General features: G+C 72.4%; 16 protein-coding genes. 9 read left to right on the top strand and 7 right to left on the bottom strand.

Annotation, left to right across the window (positions count from 1 at the left end):
• Positions 1–246 precede the first annotated feature (246 nt).
• Positions 247–1,014, top strand: a complete 768-nt coding sequence (gene map / locus GCE65_RS15465; protein ID WP_153879005.1) for a type I methionyl aminopeptidase — start codon at positions 247–249, stop codon at positions 1,012–1,014.
• A gap of 275 nt (positions 1,015–1,289) precedes the next feature.
• On the opposite strand, the gene GCE65_RS15460 is transcribed toward map, so the two are convergent.
• Positions 1,290–2,282, bottom strand: a complete 993-nt coding sequence (locus tag GCE65_RS15460; RefSeq protein WP_153879004.1) for a hypothetical protein — start codon at positions 2,280–2,282, stop codon at positions 1,290–1,292.
• Between the two features lie 521 nt (positions 2,283–2,803).
• Between GCE65_RS15460 and GCE65_RS15455 the strand changes: the two genes are divergently transcribed.
• The 3 genes from GCE65_RS15455 (at position 2,804) to GCE65_RS15445 (ending at position 9,827) form a co-directional block, all read left to right on the top strand.
• Entirely contained in the window at positions 2,804–3,811 is a 1,008-nt protein-coding gene (locus GCE65_RS15455; RefSeq protein ID WP_228760006.1) for a multicopper oxidase domain-containing protein, read from the top strand.
• A 54-nt stretch (positions 3,812–3,865) separates the two neighbouring features.
• Positions 3,866–7,870, top strand: a complete 4,005-nt coding sequence (locus tag GCE65_RS15450; RefSeq protein WP_228760005.1) for a ThuA domain-containing protein — start codon at positions 3,866–3,868, stop codon at positions 7,868–7,870.
• A gap of 160 nt (positions 7,871–8,030) precedes the next feature.
• Positions 8,031–9,827: a copper-binding protein gene (locus GCE65_RS15445; RefSeq protein WP_153879003.1), complete on the top strand. Its 1,797-nt coding sequence runs from the start codon at positions 8,031–8,033 to the stop codon at positions 9,825–9,827.
• Between the two features lie 189 nt (positions 9,828–10,016).
• Here the strand turns inward: GCE65_RS15445 and GCE65_RS15440 are convergent, their stop codons facing one another.
• The 4 genes from GCE65_RS15440 to GCE65_RS15425 form a co-directional block, all read right to left on the bottom strand.
• Complete coding sequence (locus GCE65_RS15440; RefSeq protein WP_194928744.1) at positions 10,017–10,967, bottom strand: transglutaminase family protein; 951 nt, start codon at positions 10,965–10,967, stop codon at positions 10,017–10,019.
• Positions 10,960–13,245: a circularly permuted type 2 ATP-grasp protein gene (locus tag GCE65_RS15435; RefSeq protein ID WP_153879001.1), complete on the bottom strand. Its 2,286-nt coding sequence runs from the start codon at positions 13,243–13,245 to the stop codon at positions 10,960–10,962. The genes GCE65_RS15440 and GCE65_RS15435 overlap by 8 nt, the downstream gene beginning before the upstream one ends.
• 110 nt (positions 13,246–13,355) lie before the next feature.
• Complete coding sequence (locus tag GCE65_RS15430; RefSeq protein ID WP_153879000.1) at positions 13,356–15,296, bottom strand: YhgE/Pip domain-containing protein; 1,941 nt, start codon at positions 15,294–15,296, stop codon at positions 13,356–13,358.
• Complete coding sequence (locus tag GCE65_RS15425; RefSeq protein ID WP_153878999.1) at positions 15,293–16,162, bottom strand: ATP-binding cassette domain-containing protein; 870 nt, start codon at positions 16,160–16,162, stop codon at positions 15,293–15,295. The genes GCE65_RS15430 and GCE65_RS15425 overlap by 4 nt, the downstream gene beginning before the upstream one ends.
• A gap of 214 nt (positions 16,163–16,376) precedes the next feature.
• Here GCE65_RS15425 and GCE65_RS15420 point away from each other — a divergent pair, with 214 nt between their 5' ends.
• Positions 16,377–17,000 (top strand): trans-aconitate 2-methyltransferase, encoded by a 624-nt coding sequence (locus tag GCE65_RS15420; protein ID WP_153878998.1) that lies wholly within the window; start codon positions 16,377–16,379, stop codon positions 16,998–17,000.
• 56 nt (positions 17,001–17,056) lie between these two features.
• Here the strand turns inward: GCE65_RS15420 and GCE65_RS15415 are convergent, their stop codons facing one another.
• Entirely contained in the window at positions 17,057–17,512 is a 456-nt protein-coding gene (locus GCE65_RS15415; protein ID WP_153878997.1) for a nucleoside triphosphate pyrophosphohydrolase family protein, read from the bottom strand.
• A gap of 36 nt (positions 17,513–17,548) precedes the next feature.
• On the opposite strand from GCE65_RS15415, the gene GCE65_RS15410 reads away from it, so the two are divergent.
• The 3 genes from GCE65_RS15410 to GCE65_RS15400 all read left to right on the top strand — a co-directional run bounded on the left by GCE65_RS15410 (position 17,549) and on the right by GCE65_RS15400 (position 22,709).
• Complete coding sequence (locus GCE65_RS15410; RefSeq protein WP_153878996.1) at positions 17,549–20,848, top strand: DEAD/DEAH box helicase; 3,300 nt, start codon at positions 17,549–17,551, stop codon at positions 20,846–20,848.
• Positions 20,849–20,964: 116 nt separating this feature from the next.
• Entirely contained in the window at positions 20,965–21,492 is a 528-nt protein-coding gene (locus GCE65_RS15405) for a cation:proton antiporter regulatory subunit (protein WP_228760004.1), read from the top strand.
• A 2-nt stretch (positions 21,493–21,494) separates the two neighbouring features.
• Positions 21,495–22,709, top strand: a complete 1,215-nt coding sequence (locus GCE65_RS15400; RefSeq protein ID WP_152909775.1) for a cation:proton antiporter — start codon at positions 21,495–21,497, stop codon at positions 22,707–22,709.
• Positions 22,710–22,753: 44 nt separating this feature from the next.
• Here the strand turns inward: GCE65_RS15400 and GCE65_RS15395 are convergent, their stop codons facing one another.
• On the bottom strand, positions 22,754–23,377 hold the full coding sequence (locus GCE65_RS15395; RefSeq protein WP_153878995.1) for a TetR/AcrR family transcriptional regulator: 624 nt from the start codon (positions 23,375–23,377) through the stop codon (positions 22,754–22,756).
• A gap of 91 nt (positions 23,378–23,468) precedes the next feature.
• On the opposite strand from GCE65_RS15395, the gene GCE65_RS15390 reads away from it, so the two are divergent.
• Entirely contained in the window at positions 23,469–24,710 is a 1,242-nt protein-coding gene (locus tag GCE65_RS15390) for an NAD(P)/FAD-dependent oxidoreductase (protein ID WP_153878994.1), read from the top strand.
• Positions 24,711–24,773: the final 63 nt, after the last annotated feature.

Below are 24,773 nucleotides of genomic sequence, written 5' to 3'. Positions count from 1 at the left end.
TGTGGATGGAGCCCGCCTGGTCGATCGTCGAGTCACGGGAGCCCCTGCCTCCCCAGTCGCCCCACCGGTCCCCCGGGTGCGGCCTGGATCGAACAGCAACGCCCACCGTCGAACACCGACGGCCCTGGCCGGGACCGGTCACGCCCGGGTCGACCGGTCCGGCGCATCCGGTGGGGCCCGCCGGTCCGTGGGGTCCGGGGCCGGCCCTGAGCGCTGCGTCGACCCACTCCCGGATACAGTGGTGCGGTGATCGAACTCAAGACCCCGGCCGAAATCGACGAGATGCGCCCCGCGGGGGCGTTCGTGGCCTCCGTGCTGGACGCCCTCCTGAAGAAGGCCGCCGTCGGGGTCGGGCTGTTCGAGCTCGATGCGCTGGCGCACCGGATGATCCGCGAGGCGGGCGCGGAGTCCTGCTATATCGACTACCACCCCTCCTTCGGCGCCAGCCCGTTCGGCAAGGTGCTGTGCACCTCCGTCAACGACGCCGTGCTCCACGGGCTGCCCCACGACTACACGCTCGCCGACGGCGACCTGCTCTCGGTCGACTTCGCGGCCAAGCTGAACGGCTGGGTCGCCGATTCGGCCGTGAGCATGATCGTGGGCGCGCCGCGGGCCGAGGACCAGCGCGTGATCACAGCGACCGAGGAGGCACTGCAGGCGGCGATCGAGGCCGCCCGGGTGGGCAGGCGGGTCGGCGACATCTCCGCCGCGATCGGTGCGGTGGCCGCGGACTACGGCTACGGCGTCAACACCGACTTCGGGGGCCACGGCGTCGGGCGCACGATGCACGGCGAGCCGCACATCCCCAATAACGGGCGTGCCGGGCGCGGCCTGCCGCTCCGGCCCGGCCTGACGATCGCGATCGAGCCCTGGTTCATGATCGGCACGGCGGAGCTCTTCACCGACGCCGACGGCTGGACCCTGCGGAGCGCCGATGGGTCGCGCGGCGCGCACAGCGAGCACACGATCGCCATCACCCACGACGGACCCGTCGTGCTGACCGCCCGCGACTGAGTCCGAAGGGCGCTGCTCGAGACGGTCCGCTACCCCCGCGCGTCCGGGCGCGGGATTCCGTGCAGATGTGCTGCGCTGACCCGTGCAGAATCTCGCGCTCGGCTCGCTCGGCTCGCTCGGCTCGCTCGGCTCGCTCGGCTCGCTCGGCTCGCTCGGCCCACTGTGCTCACTGGGCCGGCCGTGTTCACCTGCACGCGTAGCGCCGGGCGGCAGCTTCACCTGTACGCGTAGCGCCGGGCGGCGGCGCCCGGCGCTACGCGTGCGGCGTGGGCGAATCAGAGATTCGCGGGGCCCGCCTCCTCGGCGAGCTGCTCCGCGATCCCGAGCCGGTCGTCACGCAGCTGCTCGAGCGCGTCCCGCTCGGCCGAGGCGTCGCCGCGCTCGAGGGTCGGTGCCGCGTCGAGCTGCATCCGCATCATGGGCCGGGCCGCCTGCTCGGCGAACTGGCCCTTGAGGTCGCCGCGCACACGGTTGTCGCTCGCGGTGACCGAGTCGTTTCCGGTGCCGTCGAGGTTGCCCCGGATGATGTTGTCCGAGACCTGCACGGCACCGGTCGTGCCGGAGACGAGCACGTTCCCGCCCCAGACGCTCGGGCCGAGATCGCAGTCGGCGAGTGCGCCGCCGGCTCCGAGCTGGACGCCCACGCCCGTGCTCGCGAAGGTCGCGTGGCGGTCGACCTCGCTGCCGCAGACCATCGCCCCGAACTCGGCGCCGGTGACCGTCAGGGTGCCGCCCACGACGGAGTCGATGATGTCGGTGTACTGCGTGTCCGTGGTCTGCACGGCGCGATCGGCGGTGGAGCTCTCCAGCAGGAACGAACCTCCGGTGGCGGCGATGCGGCCGGAGAACTCGGCCTCGTCGGTCCACAGGAACGTGTCGGGGTTGACGTTCGCGGTGGCCGTGTAGGCCCTCACGTCGGTGTCGTCGAGGTAGACCCCGAACGATCCGCGGTTGACCACATTGCCCGCCACCGTGGATCCCGTCAGGTCGAGGTAGCCGTCGCTCTGCACGACGATCCTGCCCTCGACGGTGAGGCCGTCGGCGACGAGGTCGGCACCGGCGGCGACGCGCACGTCACCCGTGACGGTGATGTCGGTCAGCGAGCACGCCTTCCCGCGGGGAATGAGCAGGTCGCCGGGGACGGTCACCCCGTCGGCCTCGCCCACGCAGTGGGTGGTGAGCGCGGCCTGGGCGGGCGCGGGCCCGACGGCGCCGAACCCGGCGATCGCCATTCCTCCGATGAGCACCGTGGTCAGTCTCTTCTTCATGTCTACTCCTTGTGTCGAGGCGGAATGCCCGGACGCGCACCGTCGATCACGCGCGCGCTGGGGGCGGACGGGGGGTGCCGCCGTGCACGAGGCCGCTCATCGACGAGCTGCGCCGGACCGATGCGCACCGTGCGCGCCATGCGCATCGTGCGCACGCTCGCTGCTCGCATCTGCGACTTCTTCCATGGACGACGACTCTGTCAGGGCAACCCCCGGGAGAGAGTCAAGCGCCTATTACGAAAAACATCAAGCCCTTTCGGTATAACAGCGAACAGAAGACGAAGGAGTGATTCCCGTGTTCGGATGGCTCGAGGCTTAGATACCTTCGTATATTTGTTGGGTTTTGCTTGACCGATCTCAGAAGTGTGTCTAACGTAGCGACCAATCAGTGAACCCCCTCACACGCTCACGCGCCGATGCCTCTGAGCCGAGTGAGCCGTGCCGACGTCGTCCTCAGCGGCGCCGCAGGCGGGAGCGCGTCAGGCGTGGGGAGTTCTGGTGTGCAAGCCGGACGGAGAACCATGACCGAAGACAGCGCGAGTCCACGCCCCCTCCCGGGCGGATTGCCTCGCCGGACGATGCTGGCCGGGGCCGCGGCGGCAGTGCTCACCCCCGCGGCGGTGGCGCTGACCGGGACGTCGGCCCTCGGCGCACCGGGCGGCCGCGGCGCCGGCGAGACCCACCGGATCACGATGTACGCGGAGGACCTGGGCGATGGTCGGGTCGGCTACGGCCTGGCGCCCGGGGAGGCGACGATCCCCGGCCCCGTGCTCGAGATGTACGAGGGCGACACGATGGAGATCACGCTGGTCAACACGACCGACCGGTCGCTCTCGATCCATCCGCACGGCGTGCTGTACGAGACCACGTCGGACGGCTCCCCGTTCAACGACTCCTTCAACGGGCCCGGCGAGACCCGCACCTACGTCTGGCGGACCACCACCGAGACGTCGATGGGCCGGGTGAGCCGCCCCGGCAGCGCGGGCTACTGGCATTATCACGACCACGCAATGGGCACCCCGCACGGCACGGGAGGCCTGCAGGCGGGACTCTACGGCGCGCTCATCGTGCGCCGGCGCGGGGACGTCCTGCCCGACCGGCAGTTCACGGTCGTGTTCAACGGCATGCTCATCAACAACGCGTCGGCGCCGCACACCCCGATGTTCGAGGCGCGCCTCGGCGAGACGGTCGAGTTCATCTGCATCGGCCACGGCGACATGTTCCACACGTTCCACCTGCACGCCCACCGGTGGGCGAATACCCGCACGGGATATCTCGAGGGCCCGCGGGACTCGAGCGAGGTCATCGACAACAAGGACCTCAACCCCGGCTCGTCCTTCGGATTCCAGGTCGTGGCCGGCGAGGGCGTCGGAGCCGGCGCGTGGATGTACCACTGCCACGTCCAGTTCCATTCCGACGGCGGGATGGCCGGGGTCTTCCTCGTGCGCAACGAGGACGGAAGCATGCCCGCGGGCGCCCAGGCCGCCATCGACCGATTCCACGAACACGAGGGGGGCCACGGCAACTGACGAGCTCGGCCTCCGGCCACCCGGCCGGCGATGACCTACTCCAAAGGGGGAGAAGTGAGCACGACACCACGACCACCCGCCAGCAGCCCTGCTGGCCGAGCCCGCCGGCTCAAGCAGGCCGGCATATTCACCGCGAGCGCCGCGCTCATGGCCACCATGAACGTCGCCCCCGCCATCGCCGGCCCGCCCGGTCAGGCCGAGGCGGCCCGGTCCGGCGACGCCGTCGTCACCGCGAACGAGGAGGCGACGCCGACCGGTGACGTCGAGGTCCTCGTCTTCCACGGGGACCCCGCCGAGCAGGACGACCCCGTCCTCGAAGCGGCGAACACGATCGCCGAGCTCGGTGCCGCGAACGGCTTCTCCGTGACCTCCACGAGCGACCCGGCGGACTTCACCGACGAGAACCTCGACGGCTACCGCGGCGTCGTCTTCCTCTCGGCCGTGGGCAGCGAACTCGACGGCGACCAGGAGGGCGCGCTGGAGGAGTTCATCAACGACGGCGGCGGCTTCCTCGGCATCCGCGACGCCGCCAAGGCCCAGGAGAGCTCGCAGTGGTTCACCGGCCTCGTCGGTGCCCGCCCCGCGGGCATCCGGCCGACCCCGGAGGAGGTCGCCGACGTCACGGCCACCGGCGAGAACCCGCCGCGGGAGACCGCCGCGAACCTCACCGACGGGGACGAGAACACCAAGTGGCTCGCGTTCGACGACGTCGCGACCGTCACCTACGAGCTCGTCGAGCCCGCCGTCATCACCGAGTATGCGATGGTCTCCGCCAACGACTTCCCCGGTCGCGACCCGGGGGCCTGGACGGTGCGCGGCTCCACCGACGGTGAGAGCTGGACCGACCTCGACACCCGCAGCGACGACTTCTCCCAACGCTTCCTGCGCAAGAGCTACGAGATCGACAACAGCACGGAATACCAGTACTTCCAGCTCGAGGTGCGCGAGAACGGCGGGGAGTCGGCGACCCAGCTCGCCGACTGGCTCCTGTTCACCGAGGAGGCCGTCAACCCGCCCGACGTCGAGGTGCCCACCCAGGAGGCGACGGTCAACGTCGTCGACCGCCTGCACGTGGCCAACGAGGGCCTTCCCCTCAACTGGACCCGTTCCGACAAGTGGTACAACTGGGAGACGAACCCGATCGGCCGGGTGCACACGATCGCCCAGGTGCAGGAATGGGACTACGACGCCGGCGACACCGCCAACGGCGCGTTCCACCCGATCTCCTGGTGCCGCGACTACGACGGCGGCCGGTCCTTCTACACGGGGATGGGCGGCACGGCGGAGAGCTACTCCGAGGACGGCTTCCGCAGCCACCTGCTCGGTGCCATCCAGTGGTCGACCGGGATCGTCCGCGCCGACTGCCAGGCGACCATCGGCTCGAACTACGAGATCGAGCGACTGACGACGCAGAACAGCCCGGGCGAGCTCGACCAGATCGGTGAGCCCCACGGCCTCGTCACGACGGACGACGGCACGGTCTTCTACGTCGGCCGCGGCGCCTGCGCCACGGGGGCGATCCCGTCCTGGGACGCGGAGAACGTGGGCCTCGGCTGTGGAACCATCCACCAATGGGACCCGGACACGGGCGAGGCCACGCTGCTCACGGTGCTCGACGTGTTCGGCAACCGCGGCAGCGGGGGCGAGCTCGTCAAGACCGAGGAGGGTCTGTTCGGGATCGAACCCGACCCGGACTTCGCGGAGAACGACTGGCTCTACGTCTACTGGATGCCCTACGACTCGATCGACACCGAGAACCGCACCGGAATGCGGACCGTCTCGCGGTTCACCTACGACCGTGAGAACGTGACAATCGACCAGGACACCCGGGTGGACCTGCTCGAATGGCAGACGCAGATCCACAGCTGCTGCCACGCGGGCGGCGGCATGGCGTTCGACGACGACGGCAACCTGTACGTCTCCACGGGGGACAACAACTCCTCCCAGGGCTCGAGCGGCTACTCGGGCAACAACTGGACCCAGGAGTACGCCGGCATCTCCTTCCAGGACGCCCGCCGCACCGCCGGCAACACGAACAACCTCAACGGGAAGATCCTGCGGATCCACCCCGAGGAGGACGGCACGTACACGATCCCCGAGGGCAACCTGTTCACGGGCGAGGAGGGCGGGGGCGACAAGGCCCGCGCCGAGATCTACGTCATGGGTGTGCGCAATCCCTCCCGCATCCAGATCGACGCGGACACCGACTGGCTCACGGCGGCCTGGGTCGGACCCGACGCCTTCCTGCCGGATCCGGAACTGGGACCCGCGAAGTACGAGACGGCGACGATCATCACCTCGGCAGGAAACCAGGGATGGCCCTACTGCATGGGCAATCGTCAGCCGTACCGCGACCGCAGCAACGAGGACGCGAGCATCCTGACCGACTGGTACGACTGCGACGACCTCGAGAACAACTCGCCCCGCAACACCGGCCTCGTCGACATCCCCGACGCGCGCGACAACATGATCTGGTACTCCCCGAGCGGGGGCGGCCCGGACTTCCCCCGGGACGAGAACGGCATCCCCAGCTACGAGGAGGACGAGGCCACCTACAGCGAGCCCTACCTGCGTGGTGGGGGCCAGGCCGTCATGTCCGGCCCGACCTACCGGTCCTCGCAGGTGGACTCCGGCAGCGACATCGCCTGGCCCGAGTACTGGGAGGGCAAGTGGCTCATCGGCGACCAGTCCAACCCGAACAACCGCATGGCGATCACGGTCGACCCGGACGCGGTCGACGAGGCCGCACCGCCGGTCTTCGCCGAGGACCTGCGCCAGATCATCCGCGCCGGCGGAGGCGACAACCAGCTGCAGAGCTGGATGGACGCCGAGTTCGGGCCGGACGGTGCCCTGTACATGCTCGACTACGGCAGCGGATTCTTCACCCTGCACCAGAACCAGAAGCTCATCCGCATCGTCTACACGGGCGGCCCGGCGACCCCGGCGCCCGCGGCGACGGCCACGAGCATCCAGAGCAGCCCCCTCACGGTGCAGTTCAACGGATCCCGCTCCGGCGGCGTGGCCTGGGAATGGGACTTCGGCGACGGCACCACCTCGACCGAGGCCGACCCGCGCCACACCTACGACCGAGTCGACTCCTACGAGGCCACCCTCACCGTGACCTATGCGGACGGGACCGTCGAGACCGTCGGGACGGACGCCGTGATCGAGTGCGCCGTGCCCGACTCGCGGGACACGGTGTGGATCGGCGACGAGGACACGGGCGTGACGAACACGGACCTCGGCGGCTGCACCATCGCCGACCTCATCGACGACGAGGGCGAATGGGACAACCACGGGGCGTTCATCCGCCACGTCAACGACGTGATCCGGCAGCTGCGGGACAACGACGTGATCAGCGGCCGCGACATCGGCCGGCTGACCAACGGCGCCGCCCGCTCCGACGTCGGCACCCCCGGCGACGCCGGCTACCGCTGGCTCTTCGACGGGACCTCGGCCTCGCTCGACGGCTGGCGGCAGGCACCGGGCGGCCACTTCGAGCTGCTCCCGGGCGGATCGCTGCTGTCACAGGGCGGCCTGGGGATGCTCTGGTACGAGGCGGAGGAGTTCGAGGACTTCTCGCTCAAGCTGCAGTTCCGAGACGTCTCCGAGGGCACGACCTACGCCAACAGCGGGGTGTTCGTGCGCTTCCCCGATCCGACCGCGCAGGACCAGCCCGAATGCGGTCGGGGGCAGTCCCAGGCCTGGGTGGCCATCAGCTGTGGCCACGAGATCCAGCTCTACGACGGACCGACCGGGGAACCGCAGAAGACGGGATCGGTGTACAACTTCGAGCCCGTCGCGCGGGAGGACGCCGGTCTGACCGAGAAGGGCGTGTGGAACGACTACGAGATCCGCGTCGTGGACCAGCACTACACGATCGTTCGGAACGGGGTGGTGATCAACGAGTTCGAGAACGCTCCGGGCAAGGAGTCCTCGCGCGCCGGTGACCCGCCCACGGATCTGCGCCAGTTCGAGCGTGGCTTCATCGGGCTGCAGAACCACAGCAACAGCGACCGGATGGAGTTCCGCAACATCCGCGTACAGGACCTGTCCTAGGTCATCGCCCCACGCCGGGGCGCCATCTCGGGCCGGTGCGGCGCGCAGCAACTGTCGCCGCACCGGCCCCCTGCCTCTGAGCACGCCGCAATCTGAAAGGTGCACCGCTCTCATGTTCCACCACGTGACCTCTTTCCGTCCCCGGGCCAGGAGCTGGGGAGTGCTTCGGCGACTCGTCATCGGCCTCCTGAGTGCGATGATCGGCCTGTTCATCGTGCCCACGGCCGCGACCGCTCAGCAGCAGGTCCTCACCTGGACCGCGGGCAACAGCGTGACGCAGTACCTCTCCGCACCCGCCACGGCGGTCGCCGGCACCGCCACGGTCATCTTCGACAACAGCCGGGCGGCGGGGAACACCACCGGGATGCCGCACACGTTGACCTTCGACACGACCACGCCCGGCTACAACCACGACGTCGACCTGAACATCACCGCCAATCCCTATGACGAGAATGGCGGCTACTACGAGGCGGAGATCACGCTCACCCCGGGGACGTACCGATATCACTGCGTGATCCCGGGCCACGGCATGATGGTGGGGGAGCTCGTCGTCACCGCCGACGGAGGCGACCCGGACCCGGACACGACCGCTCCGGAGGTCGCCGCGGCGGTGACCGGTCAGCAGGACGACGACGGCGACTACCTCGGCTCGGCCGAGGTGGCCATCACGGCCACGGATGCGGGCTCGGGGGTCGACGCGGTCGAGTACAGCCTCGACGGCGGGGAGTTCCTCGCCTACGACGGACCGGTGGCGGTCACCGAGATCGGCGGGCACACGGTGGACTATCGGGCCACGGACGTCGCGGGCAACACCGCCGAGGGCAGCGTCTCCTTCGCGATCGTCGAGGACGCCGACCCGGACACGACCGCTCCGGAGGTCGCCGCGGCGGTGACCGGTGAGCAGGACGACGACGGCGATTACGTCGGCTCGGCCGAGGTGGCCATCACGGCCACGGACGCGGACTCCGGGGTCGCGGCGATCGAGTACAGCCTCGACGGCGGCGAATACACGCACTACCACATGGCGGTCGTCGTCGCCGAGGTCGGCGGGCACACGGTGGACTACCGGGCCACGGACGTCGCGGGCAACACCGCCGAGGGCAGCGTCTCGTTCACGATCGTCGAGGAGGCCGGGCCGGACCCGGACACGACCGCTCCGGAGGTCGGTGCCGAGGTGGCCGGTGAACGGAACGACGACGGCGATTACGTCGGTTCGGTCGAGGTGGCCATCACGGCCACGGACGCGGGCTCGGGGGTCGACGTGGTCGAGTACAGCCTCGACGGCGGGGAGTTCCTCGCGTATGACGGGCCGGTGGCGGTCGCCGAGGTCGGCGGGCACACGGTGGACTACCGGGCCACGGACCTCGCGGGCAACACCGCCGAGGGCGGCGTCTCGTTCACGATCGTCGAGGAGGCCGGGCCGGACCCGGACACGACCGCTCCGGAGGTCGGTGCCGAGGTGGCCGGTGAGCGGAACGACGACGGCGATTACGTCGGTTCGGTCGAGGTGGCCGTCACGGCCACGGACGCGGGCTCCGGGGTCGACGTGGTCGAGTACAGCCTCGACGGCGGGGAGTTCGTCGCCTATGACGGGCCGGTGGCGGTCACCGAGGTCGGCGGGCACACGGTGGACTACCGGGCCACGGACGTCGCGGGCAACACCGCCGAGGGCGGCGTCTCCTTCACCATCGTCCAGGAGGGCGAGCCCGGCGACTGCCCGGACGGCCGCGCGACCGTGACGATCGACGGCATCGACACCGGGGTGGCCAACGCCGACCTCGGCGACGGGTGCACGATCAACGATCTCATCGACGAGGCCGGCGACTATGAGAACCACGGCCAGTTCGTGCGTCATGTCGGTGACGTCGTTCGGCCGCTCGCCGACGACGGGATCCTCACCCAGCGGGAGGTCGGTGCGATCCTGCGGGCCGCCGCCCGCTCGCAGATCGGCCGCTAGGCCCCTGGCTCACCCGGGCTCACCCTGGCTCACCTGAATCGCCCTGAGCGGGCCGTGACGACGGGGTGGCAGCGGAGCGCCGCTGCCACCCCGTCGCCATGCCCGGAGTCTCGACCCGGAGTCTCGACCCGGAGTCTCGACCCGGACCCATGCCCGGGCCGGCGGTCTCGAGGTCCGTGCCGGGCGACCTCACCGCGATCCCGTGCGCACCCCGACGGCGAGCTCGGCCGCCTCCTCCGGGCTGAGGGATCGCATGGTCACCTCGACCTCGGGGCGGCCCGCGAGCTCCGACCCGTAGGCCACCCCCCGCAGCGGCAGCACGTCCCAGGCGTCCCGACCCCAGCCGAGCGCCACGTAGTCGAGGTCGACGAACCCGCCTCGGCTCGGATCCACGTGGATCCAGCCGCCCCCGGGCACCCACAGCGACGCCCAGGCGTGCAGCTCGCCGGCGCCCGAGGCCTGATCGAAGCGATAGCCCGTGAGATACCGGGCCGCGAGCCCCATCGACCGCGCCGCGGCGAGGAGCAGATGGGCGGCGTCGTTCACCGTGCCCGTCGCCTCCCGCAGCGCGGTCGAGGCACCCTGCGGGCCGGCGCGGGCCGTGGGGACGATCCGCACCGAGCCCGCCACCCGCATGCTCAGCTCCCCCGCGACGTCGACCAGCGGGCGCCCGGGCCGGAACGAGGGCGCCGCGAACTCCCGGAACTCCTCGCTCGGCGTCACGAGCGGGGAGCCGAGTCGTGATTCGGCGACGGCGAGCGCCGCGCTCACGCTGCCCGCATGGCCGGTCCCCTCCGCGTCGAGCACGGTGCGCACCGCCTGGGCCGTGTGCTCCCAGCTCAGCCGCGGCAGCGAGGCGGGGTCGGGTGGGCGCCGGGTCAGCTCGACGATCGATTCGGCCGAGATGGTCAGCCGGTCGTACGGCTGGGTCAGCTGGATGAACGTGGACATGTTGCCGTGGAAGTCCCGGCGCACCTGCCGCCGGTCGGGCTCCGGATCGATCGTCACCGCGGCGGCATGCACCCGCTGCCCGCCGCCCGCCCGGGGCGTGAGCAGCAACCGCCCGTACGCCGAGGTGACCGGCCGCCGATACCGCTGATCCGCACGGTGGGTGATGGCGAAGAAGACGCCCTCAGTCATCGTCGCCTCCCCCGGACCACAGCACCGCATCCGCGGGCGACCAGCGGTCGAGCGTGCTCATGAGCGCACCCACCCGCCAGCGCACCGACTCGGTCAGGTCCTCCAGGTGGCGCAGCCGCCCCGTGGAGTCCGCCTCCGCGAGCCAGGCGCCGTCGATCTCCCGGGTGAGCTCGCGCAGGATGCTCGAGAGCTGCTCCTGGACGACGCCGCTCGCCTCGTGCGGTCGCGGCAGCCGCTCGAGGTCCTCGCCGAACCGTTCGAGCGAATACGTGAGCGAGCGCGGATTCGTGCGGTCCGCCAGCAGCAGGTCGAGCAGCGCCGGCAGCGGCGGGTGCTCGTGACTCTGACGCCGATGCGACAGGGCGATGTCGTGCATCCGCGCGAGGGCCGCGATCCGGTCCGCCTCGAGCGAGTAGTCGGCGGGCGTGACGAGCACGGCCGCGACGGAGGTGACGAGGAATTCGGAGCGAGCCAGGCGCCGTCCCATATCGAGCGCGCGCCAGCCGTCGTCGCGGACGACGGATTCGGCGAGCACCCCGGAGAAGGCGGCCATGGCGACGAGCCGGTCGGCGATCGCGCCCGGCTCGTCGAGCATGGTGAGGGTGCGCCAGGCCTCGGGGGTGAGGTGCTCCCGCACGGCCTGGGCGGCCCGGCCGAGGCGCCCGAGGGCGGCGGCGGTCGCCTCCGGGGCGGCGTCGATGAGCCCGGTCAGGGCGGCCTCGTCCTCGACGGCGGCCCGCTGGCGCCGCAGCTGGGCCTCGGTGCGCTCGAGCAGCACGCCGAACCGGAAGAGGCTCCCGGCCGAGGCGGCGCTGAGCGGGATCGGGCCGGTGAGCAGCCCGGGTTCGAGGGCGTCGTCGGGCGGGGTGGCGGACAGGACCCACACGTCCTTCGCATGCCCCGAGCCCGTGAGCCGGCCGGGCAGCGGCCCCGTCGTGGCCACGCCCCCGGGCAGCACCTCGAACCCGGCGGCGGTGGCCACGGTGAAGGTGCGGATGCTCGTGACGGCCGGGGTGAGCCCGAGCGGACCGAGCATCGGGGTGGTCGCGAGCTCGACCGGCTCCTGGCCCACCCAGTCGTGGGGCATGGCCGCGATCCGCACGGCGAGATCGGTGCGCTCGGCGGTGCTCAGCTCCCAGCCCCGGTACTGGTGCCCGGTCGAGGTGCACGTGACCACGAGCTCGTGCAGGTGCGCGATCACGTGCGAACCCATCTCCCGCTCCCCGCACCAGTGCGTGGGCACCGAGGGCAGCAGCAGCTCCTGGGAGAGGAGGGTGCGGGCGGCGGCCGGCAGGTAGCTGAGCAGCGCCGGGTTCTCCAGCACGGCCGATCCGATCGGGTTGACCACGCTCACGGCCCCGTGATGGGCCGCCTCGAGCAGGCCGGGCACCCCGGAGACCGACTGGCTGTACAGGTCGACCGGGTCGCTGCGGGCGGAGTCGACCTGGCGCAGCAACACGTCCACCGGCTCCATGTCGCCGACCGAGCGCATCCACACCCGCCCGTCGGCCATGTGCAGGTCGCCGGCGTCGACCACGGGCAGGCCGAGGGCGTCCGCCAGGTGCAACTGGTCGAGCCCGGGCGGCTGGGGCACGAGCATCGCCATCCGGGGCCGCTTCGCGCCGTGCGGGGCGAGGGCGCCGAGGGAGTCGCGGACCGTACGGAAGAACGGCCCGACGCGGCGGATCGGCATGTGCCGGTAGCCCTCGGCGAGCACCCGCGAGACCGCCCGCCGGGTCGTCAGGGCGAATCCGAGGCCCCGGGGCAGGTCGGTCCCGATCTCGGTGACGAGCCAGGTGCCGTCGTCGCGCCGGGCGATCTCGCTGCCGGTCATGAACAGCTGGTGCGGGCCGGGCACCCTGATCCCGTCGGCCGCCCGCAGGAACCCGGGGTGGCCGAGCACGAGCTCGGCCGGCAGCACCCCCTCGGTGAGCAGCCGGCGCTCGCGGTACAGGTCGGTCAGGATCGCGTCGAGCAGCTCGGCGCGCTGGGCCAGGCCCGCGGCCAGGTGCTGCCACTCCTGCTCGTCGAGGATGACCGGGAGCGGGTCGAGGGTCCAGTCGCGGATGTCGGCGACCCCGGCCCGCACCCCCTCCTCCACGAGGATCCCCGTCAGGTCGGCCTGCCGTTGGGCGAGCGCGGCCGGGGAGGAGAGCCCGGGGTCGGTGGCGAGCAGGTCCCAGGCGGACCGGGCCGCGGCACTGGCGTCGAGCAGTTCGTCGTGCGCGGCCGCCGGCGGCCGGGTGCCGGCCTGATATGCGGCCAGAAGGTTGGTCATGGCCTCCCCTTCGCGTGGCTGCGACGACGCCGCCTCTCCTGCCCGCATTTTACGCTCCGAGCGGTGGAACCGCAGCCGAGTGGCGATCGGCCTCCACCGCTCGGGGCGGGTCACTCGGCCAGCGGCGGATGCACCGTGAGCAGTGACCACGTGCGTTTGCGGGCGACGAGCAGCGCCCCGGCGGCGAAGACCACCGCGGCCAGGCCGGCGAGGATCGCCAGGTCCTGGGCGAGCTTGGCCCCGGAGCCGCCCGTGAACACGATCCGGAACGCGTCCACCACGTAGCTCATCGGCAGGTAGGGATGGATCGCCTGGAGCAGCCCGGGCAGGGTCTCCACGGGATAGATCCCTGCGGAGGAGATGAGCTGCAGCATGAGCAGCACGAGCAGCACGGCGGATCCCACGAGCCCGAGGGCGTTGCGGGCCAGGTGGGCGATGAGGGTGAACAGCGCCACGGTCACGGTGACCACGAGCACCGATCCGGCCGGGTCGACCGGATCGAGGCCGAGCGCGAACCACGAGATCGCCAGCAGCAGATAGGAGCCGACGAGCCCCAGTCCGAGGATCGGCAGCCAGCCCACGAGCTGGATCCGCACCGGGTTCGCCGGGCTCGCCAGCGCCCGCCCGGTGGTCGGACGCAGCACGAGGAACACGACGATCCCGAACACCCACAGCGCGATCGCGAAGAAGAACGGCGCGAGCCCGCGCCCGTACACGTGCGCCGGGTTGTCCACGGCCAGGTTCACCTCGGTCGGGTTCCCCAGGATCTGGGCGTTCGCCTCCCGGGTCTGCGGATCGAGCGCGGGCACGGCGGCCACGAGGTGGTCCACCCCCGCGGCCAGGTCGGCCGAGCCCGGACCGGCGCCCGCGAGCCCGGCGGCGAGCTCGCCCGCGCCGTCGCGTGCGGGCCGGAGCTGCGAGGCGAGTTCGGCGGCCCCGTCGGCGACCTGGTGGGCGCCGTCGTTGAGGTCGTTGATCCGCGCCCGGCCGTCGGTCACCTCGGCCTGCAGGTTCGGGGCGGCGGCCACGATCTCGCGGGTCGCGTCGTGGATCGTCCGGGCCCCCTCGTCCACGTCGTCCGCGACGCCGGCGATCTCGCCGGTGCGCTCCTCCACCCGGGTGGCCGCATCGGTGACGGCGGCGAAGAGCGGGTCCTCGCCCGCCTCCGGATGGGCGGCGAGGTAGTCGGTCAGGGCGCCGGTCACGGCCTCGGTGCGGGAGTGGAGCGTGTCACCGGCACCGGAGACGAGGCCGGTCAGCTCCGCGGCACTGCCCGCGAGGTCCTCGGACTCGGCGGCGATCCCCGGGATCGCGGGGGCGATGACGTCGGCGACCGGGTTGATCACGTCCGCGATCTGTTGGGTGCCGTCGGCGACCTGGGCCGCCCCGTCGGCGAGCTGCGCCGAGCCGTCGACGGCGTCGGTGAGCCCGCCGGCCAACTCCGCCGAGCCGTCCACGGCGTCGGTAAGGCCCGCGGCCAGGTCGTGGGCGCCGTCCTGAAGCTGCACGAGGCCGCCGCGGAGCGCGTCGAGATCGCCGTAGACCGACTCGAAATAGGCCTGGGTGGCGGCCGAGTTGATCTGGTCGTGCAGCTGCTTCTGCACGGTCTCGGCCATGATGCCGACCACGAAGCCGTTCGCGTCGTCGCGGCGCATGTCGACGACCGCCCGGCGCGGGGTGCCCTCGGCCCCGGAGGCCAGGTCCGCGGAGAACGTGGCCGGGATCGTGATCGTCAGGTAGTAGTCGCCCCGGGCGAGCCCGTCGGCGGCGCTTGCCTCGTCGGTCAGCTCCCACCCGAAGACCGGGTCGGCGAACAGGTTCTCGACCAGCTGGTCCCCGGCAGCGACCTCGGTGCCGTCGACGGTCACCGGCACGTCGTGGTTGACCACGGCGACCGGCACATCGTCGAGGCGCCCGTACGGGTCCCAGTTCGACCACAGGTACAGCGCGCCGTACAGGCTCGGCACGATGAGCAGGAAGAGCACCGCGAGGCGGTGGAGCGGGCGGTGATGGCGCGTGATCTCGGTCATCGCCAGGCGCAGGGTTCTCATGCGGCTGCTCCGTTCGCGTCGCCGAGGTGGATCACTCGTTCGCCGGCCGGCGGCAGCGCGGCCACCGTGCTCACGATCACGGCCACCGGCGCGCTCACGCGGCCCGCGGCGACCCGAGCCGTGAGCTTCCACAGGCGCGCGATCTGGGGGATCGTCAGGTTGGCGTCGAAGTCGTCGAGCACGATCGCCCGCGGGTTCCCGAGCGTGGCGCACAGCAGGTGCAGCAGCGTGAGTTCGTCGGCGGCGAGCTCGCCGGCCGGGAGCCGCGAGGGCAACTGCAGGTCGAGGCGGCTGCGCCAGGTGGCGAGCAGATCCCGGGCCTGCGTCCGTCGCAACCGGGCCCAGTCGGCGGCGTCGTTCACGTTGTCGGCGACGCTCAGCTGCGGATCCAGCCCGATCACGCCCGCGATCCGGGCCACGTTCACGTGGTCGCGCACCCGCCGCCTCGGCGGATGGACGGCGGCGCTCCCCGTTGTCAGGTCGAGTCGCCCCGCGCACGCGAGCAGCGCGGTGGAGCGGCCACTGCCCGAGGGGCCGGTCAGGGTCGTGGTCGTGCCCGTGTGCGCCGTGAACGAGACGTCTCGGAACACCCAGCCGCGGCCGCTGCGCAGTCCGGCCCCCTCGAGCCGGACGGCGGGCTGCGGCTCGACCGGCGCCTCCGGTTCGGCCGGTTCGGCCGGTTCCTCCGGCTCGGTGGGCGCATCCGGCCCGGCCGGCTCATCCGCCTCGGTCGGGTCGGTGGGCTCGGCCGGCGCATCCGCTTCGGTCGGCGCACTCGCCTCGGTCGGCGCACTCGCCTCGATCGGCGAATCCGGCCCGATCGCCTCGGTGGGCTCGGCGGGCTCGGCGGGAGACTCGGGGGACATGGGCACACTCCTCGAACGGCGCGCCGGCGCCGGTTGAGCACTACGGACCGCGCGAATCTACGCCGGGAGCACGCGAGTGTGGGCCGGGTCGGGGCCCGGAGCGGTGTGGTTCCGGGCACAGTTCCCCGTACCGACGGTACCGGGTAGCTGCCGGATGCGGCCGATGGGACCTTCCGCCCGGTCGCGCGTGCACGGGCGCCGTAGCCTGAGGGGCATGGTCGAGAAGTCGCGCTGGGAGACGATGGTCACCGAGAACCCCGATCACTCCCGGTGGTTCGTCGAGCGGTTCCGCGCCAAGGCGGCCGCGGGGGAGGACGTCTCCGGCGAGGCCCGGCTCGTGGACGCCCTCGTGCCGCGGGCCGCGCGGATCCTCGACGCCGGCTGCGGCTCGGGCCGGCTCGCCCCGCACCTCCTCGCCCAGGGGCACACGGTCGTCGGCGTCGACGTCGACCCGGTCCTCATCGAGGCGGCCCGCGCCGACCACCCCGGCGGCACCTGGATCGTCGGCGACCTGGCCGAGCTCGACCTGCCGGCCGCCGGCGTCCCGGCGGGCTTCGACGCGATCGTTGCGGCCGGGAACGTCATGCCCTTCCTCGCGCCGAGCACCCGCGTGGGCGTGCTCTCCCGGCTGCGCGACCATCTCGCCCCCGGCGGACGGATCGCCACCGGCTTCGGTGCCGGCCGCGGCTACCTGATCGAGGACTTCCTCACCGACGTCGGCGCCGCCGGCCTCGACGTCGAGAGCCGCTACGAGAGCTGGGACCTACGCCCGTTCACGCCCGAGAGCGGCTTCCTGGTCGCCGTCCTCACGCGCGGGCGGAGCGGCCGACCCCGCTGACATGGTGGGCCCGACGGGACGTGTGAGCCGGTCAGGACTCGTGATACCGGCGGGCGTCAGCTCGGATCCGCGGCCTCGGCGAGCACACGATCGATCCGCGGTGGAAAGTAGTCCGGTCCCTTGAGAACCTTCCCGTCCGCGCGCAGGATCGGCTCGCCGCCGGCTCCGCGCTTCGACAGGTTCGAGGCCTGGATCTCCGCGAGCACACGGTCCATCGGGATCCCGCACTCGAGCGCCATCCCGTAGATCACGTACACGAGATCGCCGAGTGCGTCCGCGGTGGCGACCACGTCGCGCGTGCCCGCGTCCGCCGCCCGCGCGCGCTCGAACGCCTCGACCATCCCGGCCTCGGCCGCCTCGCCGTACACGGCCCCCACGAGCTCGGCGAACTCCTCCGCGACGAGCGCCATGCGCAGGTGGATCCGCTCGAGGTCGGCCGTCGGCGGGCCCTGCCGCACCGGCAGCGAGTAGGTGGCGTGGAAGCGGCTCACGAGATCGGCGGGATCGGTCATGGTGCCAGCCTAGGGGGACCGTGAGACCATGTCCGGGTGGCCGACCCCCTGCCCCTGATCGACGTCGACGCGGTGCGCGCCCGGGTCGACCGCGGCAGCTTCGACCGCGGCGAGCAGTACGCCGGCCAGGGCGCCGTCGCGGGCCTGACCTGGTCCTCGGAGCACGGCGTGCTCACCTCGGTCGTCCTCGGCAACTCGGCCGCGCCGTACCGCTGCCGCGTCGATCTCGAGCGTGGGGACGGCGCCTGGTCGCCCGCGTTCATGGCCTGCAGCTGCCCGGTGGGTTCCGCCTGCAAGCACGCCGTGGCCACGATGCTCAGCTGCCACTGGCGCGCGCTCGAGTCGGGCCCGGGCCCCGACTCGAATGCTGCCGGTGGGGAGGGGGCGATCGCCGACTCCTGGCGCGGCCGGCTCGCGGGCATCGGCGGGGCGGAGGCGCGCGACCGCTCCCCGCTCGCGCTCGGATTCGCGCTGCGCGCCGACCGGTTCGCCTCGGTCCGCCCGGTGCGCGAGCTCGTCGCCGCGGGGGAGGCCCTCGCGCTCACGGTGCGCCCGCTGCGCCGGGGCAAGTCCGGCGCCTGGATCAAGGGCAACCTCACCTGGCGCACGCTCGCCCACCAGATCCACCGGCTCTCCCTCGATCCCGACCAGCTGCTGTGGTTCAGCCAGCTGCTCGGCCTCTACGACGCGACCCGCACGAGCTATGCCGGGGTCGACACCGAGGGCCTGCCGCTGGCGGACTTCCGCAGCCCGCTGCTGTGGACCCTCCTCGCCGACGCCGAGCAGCTCGGGATCGAGCTCGTGGGCCTGGACCGCGCCGTGACCGTTTCCGTCGCCGCCGGGGCCGGCGCGGTGGTCGAATGGACGGCGCTGCCCGGCTCCCACGGCGGCCTGCGCCTCGAGCCTCGGGTCGGCGTCGAGGGGCGCGAACTCGCGACCTGGTCGCCCATCGGCGACCACGGCCTGTGGGCGGCGCGGCTCGAGGACCGCTCCGTCCGCGTCGTCCTCACGCCCACGGCGACCCCCTTCGGTGCCGAGCAGCGCCGGCTCGTCGAGGCCGGCGCCCTGGAGATCCCGCCGGCGGACGTCCCGGAGTTCTACGCCACCTACTATCCGCGGCTGCGGTCGGCCATGCCCGTGCGCTCCGGCGACGACGCGGTGACGCTGCCGCCGATCGAGCCCGCGACCCTCCGGCTCGCCGCCGCCTTCCGCTCCCGCAACCGGGTGACCCTCACGTGGCAGTGGCACTATCACGACCCGCCCCGGCTGCTGCCCTTCGAGCCGGAGCCCGGGCCTGCACCGGGGCCCGCGCCGGGGTCCGCGCTCGCGGGGCCGCGCGACCGTGCCCGCGAGGCCGAACTCGTGGCCGTGGCCGAGTCGCTGTGGCCCGGGGGCACCGGGCGCGCCACCCACGAGCTGACGGACGTGTCCACGGCCGAGTTCACCACACGCATCCTGCCCGCCCTCGAACGACAGGCCGGCCTCGAGGTGGAGGTGCTCGGGCGGCGCCCGGCCTTCGAGGAGCTGACGGGCGCGCCGAGCGTCACGGTGACGACGGTCGAGACCGAGCGCACCGACTGGTTCGACCTCGGCTTCCTCATCACGGTCGAGGGCCGGGAGATCCCGTTCGTGCGGCTGTTCGAGGCACTGAGCCGGGGCCGCAAGAAGCTCCTGCTCGTCGACCGCAGCTACTTCTCACTCGAGCATCCCGCCTTCGACCAGCTCCGCGAGCTCCTCGCCGAGGCCGAGGCGCTGCCCGAATGGGAGCCCGACCGGCCCCGCCTCTCCCGCTACCAGGTGGACCTGTGGGCGGACTTCGAGGACCTGGCCGACGAGACCGTCGAGGCCCGGAGCTGGCGCGAGTCGGTCGCCGGCCTGCGCGACCTCGACTCGATCGAGGCCCGGCCGCAGCCGGATTCGGTCCGGGCCGTGCTGCGGCCCTATCAGCTCGACGGCTTCCGGTGGCTCGCCTTCCTGTGGCGGCACCGCCTCGGCGGGATCCTCGCCGACGACATGGGCCTGGGCAAGACCCTGCAGACCCTCAGCCTCATCGCCCACGCGCGCACCGGCGGCGACGCTGCCGCCGGCGGGCAGGTGGATCCGCCGTTCCTGGTCATCGCCCCGACCTCGGTCGTGAGCACGTGGCTGAACGAATCGGCGCGCTTCACCCCGCAGCTGCACGCGCTGGCCATCACCGCCACCCGGGGGAAGCGGGGCACCTCGCTCGCCCAGGAGGTCGCGGGCGCGGACCTCGTGGTCACCTCCTATGCGATCGCCCGGCTCGACGCCGAGGAGTTCACGGCCGCCGACTGGAGCGGCCTCGTGCTCGACGAGGCCCAGTTCGTGAAGAACCCCGCCACCCGCGCCCACCGCGAGATCGCCCGGATCCGGGCACCCTTCCGGCTGGCGATCACCGGCACCCCGCTGGAGAACTCCCTGACCGATCTGTGGGCGCTCGCCTCCCTCACCGCCCCGGGCCTGTTCCCGTCGGCGCGCCGGTTCCGGGAGGAGTACGTGCGCCCGATCGAATCGGGCGCGATGCCGGAGCGGCTCGACCGGCTGCGCCGCCGGCTGCGCCCGTTCATGCTGCGCCGCGCGAAGGAGGCCGTCGCCCGGGAGCTGCCCCCGAAGCAGGAGCAGGTGATCCGGGTGGACCTGTCCGCCCGGCATCGTCAGCTCTACGACACGACGCTCCAGCGGGAACGGCAGAAGGTGCTCGACCTGGTCGAGGACCTCGATCGCAACCGCTTCATTGTGTTCCGATCGATCTCGCTGCTGCGCATGCTCGCCCTCGCGCCGGAGCTCATCGCCCCGGAGCATGCCGGCCTGGGGTCGAGCAAGCTCGACGCCCTGGCCGAGGTGCTCCCCGGGATCGTCGCCGAGGGACACCGGACACTGGTCTTCAGCCAGTTCACGTCCTTCCTGCGGATGGCCGCGGACCGCTGCGAGGCGCTCGGGATCGACTACGTCTACCTCGACGGATCCACGCGCTCGCGGCCGAAGGTGATCGAGGGGTTCCGCTCGGGGGCCGCGCCGGTCTTCCTCATCAGCCTCAAGGCCGGCGGCTTCGGGCTCACGCTGACCGAGGCCGACTACGTGTTCATGCTCGACCCGTGGTGGAACCCCGCGACCGAGGCCCAGGCCGTCGACCGCACGCACCGCATCGGCCAGACGAAGAACGTCATGGTCTACCGGCTCGTGGCAGAGGACACGATCGAGGAGAAGGTCATGGCCCTCCAGCGCAGGAAGGCGGCCCTGTTCTCCGCCGTCATGGACTCGGAGGAGCCCTTCGCCCGGGCACTCACGGCCGAGGACGTGCGCGGGCTCTTCGACTGACGCCGCTCGCCGGACCGGAGCGCACCCGGCCCACCATCGCGCGGCGGCGAGGCGTAGCATGGCGGCGTCGCGTCCCGACGACATGCGGCGCGTGACCGTTCCCCACTGGAGGCCTCATGCCCGGCACGTTCTCCTCGGGAGGCGGGCTTCCCGCCGAGGAATCCATCGAGGTCAACGAGGCGCCCCTGCCCGGGATCGGCCTGCGTGACGACTTCCGCACGGTCGCGGGCCGCCGGATCGGCGTCGTCTCCCATCACACGGGCCGACGCGACCTGGTGATCTATGCCGAGGACGATCCCGACGCCTGCGTCGAGACCGTCGCGCTCACCCCGGCGGAGGCCGACACCCTCGCCGAGTTCCTCGCCACCCGGCGCGTGACCGAGCGCCTCGCCCGGCTGACCGAGCAGGTCGCGGGCCTGCAGACCGCCAAGGTGCCGATCTCGGCCGGTTCCCGCTTCGGGGGCGACACCCTCGGCGGCACCGAGGTGCGTACCCGCACGGGCGCCTCGATCGTGGCGGTGCTGCGCGATCGCGAGGCGATCCCCTCGCCCACCCCCGACTTCGAGCTCGCCGCAGGCGACCAGCTCATCGTCGTGGGAACACAGGAGGCGATCGCCGCCGTCGACGAGATCATCAACGGGTAGGCATGAGTTCGGCGAGGGGTCTGCTCGAACTGGGCGCGATCATCCTCGGACTGGGTCTGCTCGGGCGGCTCGCCGCCCTCGTGCGCATCTCGCCCATCCCGCTCTACCTGCTCGCCGGCCTCGTGTTCGGGGTCGGCGGACTGTTGCCGCTCGCCACGAGCGAGGCCTTCGTCTCCGTGGGCGCCGACGTCGGCATCATTCTGCTGCTTCTCATGCTCGGTCTGGAGTACTCCGCCGACGAGCTGCTGGCGAACCTGCGGACCCAGTCGCCCGCCGGCGTCGTCGACTTCGTGGTCAACGCCGCCCCGGGGGCACTCGTGGGGATGCTGCTCGGCTGGCCGGCCGCCGGGATCGTGGCGATGGCGGGCGTCACCTACGCGACCTCCTCGGGCATCGTGGCCAAGCTGCTCACCGACCTCGGACGGCTCGGGAACCGGGAGACTCCGGTCGTGCTCTCCCTCATGGTCTTCGAGGACCTGCTCATGGCGATCTACCTGCCGGTGCTCACCGCGCTCCTGCTCGGGGTCGGCGTGGTCGGCGGCACGATCAGCGTCGTCGGCGCCGTGGTCGCCGTGGCCCTGGTCATGTTCGTGGCGCTGCGCTGGGGCCGCTTCATCAACAGGCTGCTGTTCTCCGCCAGCGATGAGCTCCTCCTGCTCGGCCTGCTCGGATTCGTGCTCATCGTCGCGGGCTTCGCCGAGGAGCTGCACGTGTCCACGGCGGTCGGGGCCTTCCTCGTGGGAATCGCGCTGTCGGGGCAGGTCGCCGAGAGCGCCCGGCTCGTGCTCTCCCCGCTGCGGGACCTGTTCGCGGCCGTGTTCTTCGTCTTCTTCGGCCTGCGCACGGATCCGGCCGAGATCCCGGACGTGCTGGGGGTCGCCCTCGCGCTCGCCCTCGTCACGATCCTGACGAAGGTCGGGGTAGGTGGCTGGGCGGCCCGCCGTGCCGGCATCGCCCGGCCCGGGCAGCTGCGCGCGGGCGCGATGATGGTCCCCCGGGGGGAGTTCAGCATCGTCATCGCCGGCCTGGCCACCTCCGCGGGGATCGCGGGCATCGGTCCGCTCGCGGCCACGTACGTCATGATCATGGCTGTCGTCGGGCCGATCCTGGCCCGACTCGCCGAGCCGGTCGCGCGCCGCATCGCCGTCGTGGCCAAGCGGCGCGAGGCCCGGCGGGCCGATCCCGGCGAACCGGGGGCGGCCCGCGAGGAGGCCTGAGTCGCCGCCGGCCCGTCTGCCCGGTCGCGTCGCGCGCCGTCGACTCAGGGTTCGAGCAGCCGGCGCACGGCGTCCAGCTGCGCCTCGGCGAGCGCCCCCGCGCCCACGACCTCCTCGAGGTGCTCGAGGCTCCACCGGTCGAGCGCGCGCAGCGCGGCGAGCGCGAGCCGGTACTGCAGATCCGTGGGCAGGTCCGTCCGGACGGCGCCGCTCGCCCGGCCGAGCTCCAGCGCCCGGCCGACCCAGGCGTCGATGGCGCGGTCCAACTCGGTGAGCCGGCTGCCCGTCGGCGCGTCGGAGACGTAGAACAGCGCACCGAGTGCGGCGAAGGTGGGCACCCGCGTGGCGGCCTCGACGAGCGTTCCCATGAGGGCCCGCGCGCCGCCCCAGAAGTCCCCGCCCGGTGCCCCCGCCGGCGAGTCCGCCGAGCCCAGGGACTCCGGGGTGGGCAGCGGCACGGCTGCGGACACCGCCGCGGCGAGGTCGTCGACCACGAGGTCGAAGAGCTCCCGCTTGGAGGAGATCGCGTGATAGAAGGAGCTCTTGCTCAGCCCGCACTCCCGGATGATCCGGTTGAGGGAGGCGGCCTCGTACCCGGCGGCGAACTCCGTGGCGGCCACCCGCACGAGCCGCGCGCGCCGCTCGGGCGGCATCCGGTCGCTCGACATGCCGGAAGCCTACCCGGGCCTGGACCGGGCGGTCCAATCGCTGCTACGCTTCTGGACCACCCGGTCCAAACGCTCGTCGGAAGGAGTGGAGATGATCGTCGAGACCCCCGCCGCGGACCAGCTGGACCGCGCCGATCCGGGGGAACCACGCATCCTCGTCGTCGGCGCCGGGATCGCCGGCACGACCCTGGCCCAATTGCTCCGCCGGGCCGGGCGCCACCCCGTGCTCATCGAGCGCCACGACGCCGACGCCCACGCCGACCGGGGCTACATGCTCGCGCTCATGTCCATGGTCGACCCGGCCCTGGACGAGCTCGGCGCGGGCGCCGACTACCGCCGGCGCTCCCAGCGGTTCGACCGTTACCGCATCCACTCCCACCGCGGCCGCGTGCTGCGCACCGACCCGATCGCCGGCCTCCTCGACCGCTACGGCGACTACCGCGGCATCGACCGCGGCGCGCTACTCGACTGCCTCGCCGGGGCCACCGTCACGTGCGAGGTCGCCCACGGCACCACCGTGAGCGCCGTCGAGCGCGGGGACGACGCAGCTCCCCTCCGCGTGTGCCTCGCCGGCGCACGGCCCGCCGAACTCGAGGTCGACCTCATCGTCGCCGCCGATGGCATCGGCTCGACCACCCGCGGCCTCCTCCACGACGGGGAGCCGGTGGATTCCGTCGACACCGGCTGGGGTGGCTGGGTGGTCTGGGCGCGGCCGGACGCCGACCCGGGCCTGGGGAGTGAACTGTGGGGAGACGGCTTCCTCGTCGGCGCCTACCCCGTGCTCGGCGCGCTCGGCGCCTTCCTCGGCGGCCCCCGCGCCATCCGCGACGCCGGCCCCGCCGCCTACGCCGAACGGGTGCGGCGGGCCCTGCGCGTGGTGCCGGAACGGATCGACCGCGTGCTCACGGCGCTGGTGGACGACCCCGATCCGTTCTGGTGGCCGCTGGTCGACGCGCGCGCCGGCAGCTGGGTGCGTGGCCGGTCGGTCCTCCTCGGTGACGCGGCCGCCGGCTTCCTGCCCACGGCCGGCATCGGGGCCGGGATGGCGATCGAATCCGCCTGGGTGCTGGCCCGCCACCTCACCCATGCCCACGCCCACGCCCCCGGCGCCGCCGACCTCGACGGCCGGCTCGCCGCCTACGAGCGTGCCCAGCGCCCCCGCGTCACCGCCGCCCACGACACGTCCCGGCGGCTCGCCACCCTCATGTGCCGCACGAGCCTGCCCCTCGCCGTGGCGCGCGACGTCGTCATGCGGTTCGTGAGCATCGACCTCGCGCTCCGTCCGATCCAGCAGCTGCTCGCCCACCCGCCCGACCTGCCCGCCCCGAGGTGACCGACGTCCGCGCGGCCCCTCCTCGTGCCGGCACGACGAGTCTCCCGATCGCCCTGTGCGCTG

Origin of the sequence: Pseudactinotalea sp. HY158 (assembly GCF_009660225.1) — a bacterium.
Taxonomy (GTDB): domain Bacteria; phylum Actinomycetota; class Actinomycetes; order Actinomycetales; family Beutenbergiaceae; genus HY158.
This window is presented reverse-complemented; position numbering and strand designations above follow the sequence as displayed.

Bases quoted from the DNA above. Each gene is read 5' to 3' on its own strand.
- GCE65_RS15415 (WP_153878997.1), bottom strand. From the start codon at position 17,512: ATGACCGATCCCGCCGATCTCGTGAGCCGCTTCCACGCCACCTACTCG.
- GCE65_RS15390 (WP_153878994.1), top strand. From the start codon at position 23,469: ATGATCGTCGAGACCCCCGCCGCGGACCAGCTGGACCGCGCCGATCCG.
- GCE65_RS15425 (WP_153878999.1), bottom strand. From the start codon at position 16,162: ATGTCCCCCGAGTCTCCCGCCGAGCCCGCCGAGCCCACCGAGGCGATC.
- GCE65_RS15405 (WP_228760004.1), top strand. From the start codon at position 20,965: ATGCCCGGCACGTTCTCCTCGGGAGGCGGGCTTCCCGCCGAGGAATCC.
- GCE65_RS15420 (WP_153878998.1), top strand. From the start codon at position 16,377: ATGGTCGAGAAGTCGCGCTGGGAGACGATGGTCACCGAGAACCCCGAT.
- GCE65_RS15460 (WP_153879004.1), bottom strand. From the start codon at position 2,282: ATGAAGAAGAGACTGACCACGGTGCTCATCGGAGGAATGGCGATCGCC.
- GCE65_RS15400 (WP_152909775.1), top strand. From the start codon at position 21,495: ATGAGTTCGGCGAGGGGTCTGCTCGAACTGGGCGCGATCATCCTCGGA.
- GCE65_RS15440 (WP_194928744.1), bottom strand. From the start codon at position 10,967: ATGACTGAGGGCGTCTTCTTCGCCATCACCCACCGTGCGGATCAGCGG.
- GCE65_RS15395 (WP_153878995.1), bottom strand. From the start codon at position 23,377: ATGTCGAGCGACCGGATGCCGCCCGAGCGGCGCGCGCGGCTCGTGCGG.
- GCE65_RS15430 (WP_153879000.1), bottom strand. From the start codon at position 15,296: ATGAGAACCCTGCGCCTGGCGATGACCGAGATCACGCGCCATCACCGC.
- GCE65_RS15435 (WP_153879001.1), bottom strand. From the start codon at position 13,245: ATGACCAACCTTCTGGCCGCATATCAGGCCGGCACCCGGCCGCCGGCG.
- GCE65_RS15455 (WP_228760006.1), top strand. From the start codon at position 2,804: ATGACCGAAGACAGCGCGAGTCCACGCCCCCTCCCGGGCGGATTGCCT.